At 61.6% G+C, this 5,510-nt stretch carries 5 protein-coding genes; 3 read left to right on the top strand and 2 right to left on the bottom strand.

Translation table 11 applies throughout. The annotated features are described in order from the left end of the window. Nucleotides 1-440: 440 nt before the first annotated feature. A complete protein-coding gene (pta, locus tag QZY67_RS11340) occupies nucleotides 441-1,403 on the bottom strand; it encodes a phosphate acetyltransferase (protein WP_295370394.1) in 963 nt (320 codons plus the stop codon). A gap of 203 nt (nucleotides 1,404-1,606) precedes the next feature. On the opposite strand from pta, the gene QZY67_RS11335 reads away from it, so the two are divergent. Together QZY67_RS11335 and lepA are read left to right on the top strand one after the other, a co-directional pair. Further along, on the top strand, nucleotides 1,607-2,311 hold the full coding sequence (locus QZY67_RS11335) for a helix-turn-helix transcriptional regulator (protein ID WP_295370392.1): 705 nt from the start codon (nucleotides 1,607-1,609) through the stop codon (nucleotides 2,309-2,311). Nucleotides 2,312-2,525: 214 nt separating this feature from the next. Next, on the top strand, nucleotides 2,526-4,334 hold the full coding sequence (gene lepA, locus QZY67_RS11330) for a translation elongation factor 4 (protein ID WP_295370390.1): 1,809 nt from the start codon (nucleotides 2,526-2,528) through the stop codon (nucleotides 4,332-4,334). A gap of 584 nt (nucleotides 4,335-4,918) precedes the next feature. Here the strand turns inward: lepA and QZY67_RS11325 are convergent. Continuing rightward, nucleotides 4,919-5,038, bottom strand: coding sequence for a toxin-antitoxin system protein (locus QZY67_RS11325; protein ID WP_366448971.1), 120 nt, complete (start codon nucleotides 5,036-5,038; stop codon nucleotides 4,919-4,921). A gap of 131 nt (nucleotides 5,039-5,169) precedes the next feature. On the opposite strand from QZY67_RS11325, the gene QZY67_RS11320 reads away from it, so the two are divergent. Then, nucleotides 5,170-5,382, top strand: a complete 213-nt coding sequence (locus tag QZY67_RS11320; protein WP_295370388.1) for a hypothetical protein — start codon at nucleotides 5,170-5,172, stop codon at nucleotides 5,380-5,382. Nucleotides 5,383-5,510 lie beyond the last annotated feature (128 nt).

The raw sequence follows: 5,510 nt of genomic DNA, 5'->3' as shown, positions 1-5,510 counted from the left end.
CCTCGCGTGGAATCGAATGCCCCGCAATGCCTTGCCGCGCAAGGCTTGCGGCGAGCGGAGCGAGGACTTTTGCGCCGCTGTGCGGCGCGAAAGTAACGGTATTTTTGAAGGCTGTCGAAAAAGTCCTTGGACTTTTTCGACAGCCTGAAATGCCGGGCCCCTCACAGGGCCCGGCATTTTGATTCCGGTGCGTTTCCCGCGCTCAGGAGAGGGCGGCGGTGATGATGGCCATGGAGCAGGCCCCACGGGCGGAGCCCGGGGGGACCCCCGGACCCCAAACATCTGCCGGGGCAAGTGAATTGCCCCGGCATCAAGGCCTTGCGCTCCGCGCAAGGCCTTGGCGGCGCAAGCGCTGAGCCCCGCCAGGCAGGGCCGAGGTCTACTCCATGGCCCATAAAAAAGGAGCACCTCCCAAGAGAGGTGCTCCGGATTTGCCCTACTCAGGAGAGGGCGGCGGTGATGATGGCCATGGAGTAGACCTCGTCGGCGTTGCAGCCCCGGGAGAGGTCGTTGATGGGGGCGTTGAGGCCCAGGAGGATGGGGCCGTAGGCGTCAAAGCCGCCCAGGCGCTGAGCGATCTTGTAGCCGATATTGCCGGCGTTGATGTCGGGGAAGATGAAGGTGTTGGCGTAGCCGGCCACCTTGGAGCCGGGGAACTTCAGCTGGCCCACGGTGGGGGACACGGCGGCGTCGAACTGCATCTCGCCGTCCATGGCCAGGTCGGGGGCGGCGGCCTTGGCCTTCTCGCAGGCGGAGCGTATCTTGTCCACGTCCTCGCCCTTGCCGGAGCCCTTGGTGGAGTAGCTCAGGAAGGCCACCTTGGGGTCGATGCCGAAGATCTTGGCGCACTTGGCGGTCTCCAGGGCGATCTCCACCAGCTCGTCGTCGCTGGGCTTGATGTTGATGGCGCAGTCGCCCATGGCCAGGGCCTCGGCGCCGCCGGTGGAGTTCTCCCGCACCAGGATGAAGCAGGAGGAGACGATCTTGTTGCCCGGCTTGGTCTTGATCAGCTGCAGGGCGGGACGGACGGTGTCCAGGCAGTCGGCCACGCCCATCTTCACCAGCATGGTGCCGAAGTAGTTGCCCTTCTTCAGGGCGGCGCGGCACTCGTCGGCGGTCATCTTGCCCTTGCGCAGTTCCACCATCTTCTCCACCATGGCCTCCATGCCCTCATAGGTCTCGGGGTCCACGATCTCGGCGCCGTCGATGTTGAAGCCGTGGTCGGCGGCGGCCTTCTTCACGTCCTCCACATTGCCCACCAGCACGGGCTTGAGCCAGCTGGCGGTGAGCAGGCGGGCGCTGGCCTCCAGGATGCGGGCGTCGGTGCCCTCGGTAAAGACGATCCGCTTGGGGTTGGCCTTCAGGGTCTCAATGAGCTTGTTGAACATCTCCATATGATACATCCTCCAGTATTCCATGTAAAATAGGGCGATCTTCCCTTATGTTCTTTTATTATACACCACCCCCGCGGCGGTTCTCAATGGTCAAAGCCACAAAAGGGGAAAATTATACTTTACTTTTTGTATTCCTGCGGGTATACTATACTAGCTGTCATATAGAAACAAGACGGGAATCCGTCTGGAAATGAAAAAGGTGTGTGCGACGAATGAGTTCCGATTTTTCCCGTTCCCTCTCCCTGCTGCGGCAGGAGAAGGGCGCGTCCCAGCGGGCGGTGGCCAAGGATTTGGGCATCTCCCAGGCGCTGCTCTCCCACTATGAAAACGGCATCCGGGAGCCCGGCCTGGCCTTTGTCATCAAGGCCTGCGATTACTATAACGTCTCCGCCGACTTCCTGCTGGGCCGGACCCTCACCAGGGACGGCACCACCATCGGCGCCGAGGAGCTGTACGACTACTCCGCCGAAAAGGACAACGTGCTCCACGGGAGCATTATGGCCACCCTGTCCAAGAAGCTGCTGGTCAACTCGGTCAGCGTCCTCTTCGACCTGCTGGGCAAGACCGGCAAGCGGGACGCCATCCGGGCGGCCTCCGACTACCTGGGCACCGCCATCTACAAGCTCTTCCGCCACCTCTACCGGGCCGACGTGACCCAGAACGAGGACTTCTTCTCCGTCTCCCCCACCCTGTTTGCCGCCGGCATCCCCGACGCGGACATGATCTGCGCCGAGGCCGACTATGTGGAGGCCCTGACCGCCCACGCCAAGGAGAAGGGCGCCTTCCCGCCCATGAACCACGACGCCCTGTCCAAGAAGTACCCCGGCCCCTACCAGTCCCTGCTCCAGATCATCCACAACACCGGCGAGCGCATCAACCGCCGGGTGAGCGCCATGCGGGCCGAGCACCAGAAGTAAGGGGCGGCCCTTTTTCTCCAGAACGGCCCACGGGGCTTTGATTTGGCAATTCCCTACCGGAGGTATGATAAATGACCGACCGCGTCCTCACAAGCTCCGTATCCCTCGCTTTCCCCTGAGGGGGGAAGCTCGCTCGCTCCGCTGCTCGTCCTTTCCAAATCAAACCCGCTTCGCTGGGCTTTGATTTGGTTATTCCCTACCGGAGGTATGATAAATGACCGACCAGACTAAAATCCGTAACTTTTCCATTATCGCACACATTGACCACGGCAAATCCACGCTGTCCGACCGGCTGATTGAGAAGTGCAACGCCGTGGCCGAGCGGGACATGGAGAGCCAGCTGCTGGACAACATGGACCTGGAGCGGGAGCGGGGCATCACCATCAAGGCCCGGGCCGTGAAGCTCAACTACGCCGCCCAGGACGGCAACACCTACGAGCTCAACCTCATCGACACCCCGGGCCACGTGGACTTCAACTACGAGGTCTCCCGCTCCCTGGCGGCCTGCGAGGGCGCGGTGCTCATCGTGGACGCGGCCCAGGGCATCGAGGCCCAGACCCTGGCCAACACCTTCCTGGCCATGGAGCACGACCTGGAGATTCTCCCGGTGGTGAACAAGATCGACCTGCCCGCCGCCGACCCAAAGCGGGTCAAGGAGGAGATTGAGAACATCATCGGCATCCCCGCCGCCGACGCCCCCGAGATCTCCGCCAAGATGGGCGTCAACATCGACGCGGTGCTGGAGGACATTGTGAAGAACGTCCCCGCCCCCAAGGGGGACCCCTCCGCGCCCCTGAAGGCCCTCATCTTTGACAGCCAGTACGACGCCTACCGGGGGGTTATCGTCTATTTCCGCGTCATGGAGGGCACCATCAGGGCCGGCATGAACGTGAAGATGATGGCCTCCGGCGCGTCCTATCAGGTGCTGGAGTGCGGCCACCTGCTCCCCCTGGGCATGGAGCCCTGCCAGGAGCTCATCGCCGGCGAGGTGGGCTACTTCACCGCCTCCATCAAGAACGTGAAGGACACCCAGGTGGGCGACACCGTCACCGAGGCCGGCCGGCCGGCGGCCGAGGCTCTGCCCGGCTACCGCCCCGCCCGGGCCATGGTCTACTGCGGCATCTACACCGAGGACGGCTCCAAGTACCCCGACCTGCGGGACGCCCTGGAGAAGCTCCAGCTCAACGACGCCTCATTGTCCTTTGAGCCCGAGTCCTCCGCCGCCCTGGGCTTTGGCTTCCGGTGCGGCTTTTTGGGCATGCTCCACATGGAGATCATCCAGGAGCGGCTGGAGCGGGAGTTCGACCTGGACCTCATCACCACCCTGCCCAGCGTCATCTATGAGATCACCCGCACCGACGGCACGGTCCTCCGGGTGGACAACCCCCACAACTACCCCGACCCCGGCCAGATTACCGAGGCTCGGGAGCCCTACGCCAAGGTGTCCATCATCACCCCGCCCGACTATGTGGGCAACATCATGCCCATGTGCCAGGAGCGGCGGGCCGAGTTCCGGGATATGCAGTACCTGGACACCAACCTGGTGGAGATGCACTACGCCATGCCCATCAACGAGATCATCTACGACTTCTTCGACACCCTGAAGGCCCGCACCAAGGGCTACGCCTCCCTGGACTACGAGCTGGAGGGCTACCGGCCCAGCGAGCTGGTGAAGGTGGACATGCTGGTCAACGGCGACCAGGTGGACGCCCTCAGCTTCATCGCCCACAAGGACAAGGCCTACGGCCGCGCCCGCCGCCTGTGCGAGAAGCTGAAGGAGAACATCCCCCGCCAGCTCTTTGAGGTGCCCGTCCAGGCGGCCATCGGCGGCAAAATCATTGCCCGGGAGACCGTCAAGGCCATGCGGAAGGACGTGCTGGCCAAGTGCTACGGCGGCGATATTACCCGGAAAAAGAAGCTGCTGGAGAAGCAGAAAGAGGGCAAGAAAAAAATGCGCTCTTTGGGGTCGGTGCAGATTCCGACAGAGGCGTTTATGGCTGTCCTCAAGCTGGACGAGGAGTAATCGGACATACACAGCAAAGCCAGCCGGGAGCAATTTGTTCCCGGCTGGTTTTCCACATTGTACGGGCTTTTTGTGGAGAAAAAGGCATCTCTTATGGGGCCCCCGCCGAAGCCCAGCGAAGCGGGTTCGGTGGGGAGAGGAGCCGCAGCGGAATGAATGAGCTTTGCCATTTATGGCGAAGCGAATGATATGTAGCTTGCGGCGACGATGCCTCCGGCGGGGTACTTTTCTCCGGCGAAAAGTACCCAAAAGCCGCCGGGGACACAGGGGCGGAAGGGCCCTGTTAGGGCCAAACGCCCCCGTTTCCCCGGACCCCTTTCGGGGACGCGTCCGGCGGCGGTGCAATTCAAGTAGCCACCGTATTTGAAAGCAGTTGCTTGCCGGTTCGGTGCCCTGCGTACCGTTCCCCTTCTGCCCGAGCAGCGTTACCCGCCCAGACTTGAAAGTCTTTGCAATTCATTGGCGATCTCAATGCCACACCAAGTCTCTGCTTTGTTATTTGGTCTCTGCCCGAGCGGGTCCGCCGCCCAGCGCCGAAACGACAGACAGGCCCGCACTGCTTACAGTGCGGGCCTGTCGTTGTATTACGGCTGTTTCTTCTTCTCCAGGTCCTCCAGATGGGCCTTGAGCACCAGGTTGATATAGCTGGACAGAGAGCGGTCCTCCCGCTCCGCCAGGGCCTGAATCTGCTCTAAGATAGGCATATCCAGTGTAATGCTGACACTTTTCTTTAAAGGCTTCACCATATCACCTCTATACGAGATAATACTATGATTCACGATTTTTCTTTGCATTATATTGTTTAATCGTGTAAAATAGTGGTGAGGTGATTATAATGTACACAAACGACTTTGAAGCGGCATTTTCCGCGTTTTTGGACCGGCATGAGTATGACGAGGCGGAGAATTATCTGTTTTCCATGGTGCGTCTGGCCTTTTCCGCGGGGTGGCAGGCGGCGGGCGGCCAGCCGCCGGTGCCGGAGAGAATATACCAGCTCCTCCCCTCTGCTGCGGAAGAAGAGCGGAGCGGCAAGGACGGCAAGGAATAAAGAGTGGCCCGCCGGAAATCCGGCGGGCCATGAGACTGTCGAAAAACCTCGGTTGAACAGAATCCGCCTGTGTCGGGGCGGGGGAGCGCGAGGGGGCAGCCGCCCGCCTCGCGTGGAATCGAATGCCC

Origin of the sequence: uncultured Pseudoflavonifractor sp. (assembly GCA_904419835.1) — a bacterium.
GTDB lineage: Bacteria > Bacillota > Clostridia > Oscillospirales > Oscillospiraceae > Pseudoflavonifractor.
Note: the sequence above shows the minus strand (reverse complement) of the source record. Positions and strands in the feature narration are given on the sequence as shown.

Coding starts and splice junctions, on each gene's coding strand:
- pta (WP_295370394.1), bottom strand. CDS start 1,403: ATGTATCATATGGAGATGTTCAACAAGCTCATTGAGACCCTGAAGGCC.
- QZY67_RS11335 (WP_295370392.1), top strand. CDS start 1,607: ATGAGTTCCGATTTTTCCCGTTCCCTCTCCCTGCTGCGGCAGGAGAAG.
- lepA (WP_295370390.1), top strand. CDS start 2,526: ATGACCGACCAGACTAAAATCCGTAACTTTTCCATTATCGCACACATT.
- QZY67_RS11325 (WP_366448971.1), bottom strand. CDS start 5,038: ATGCCTATCTTAGAGCAGATTCAGGCCCTGGCGGAGCGGGAGGACCGC.
- QZY67_RS11320 (WP_295370388.1), top strand. CDS start 5,170: ATGTACACAAACGACTTTGAAGCGGCATTTTCCGCGTTTTTGGACCGG.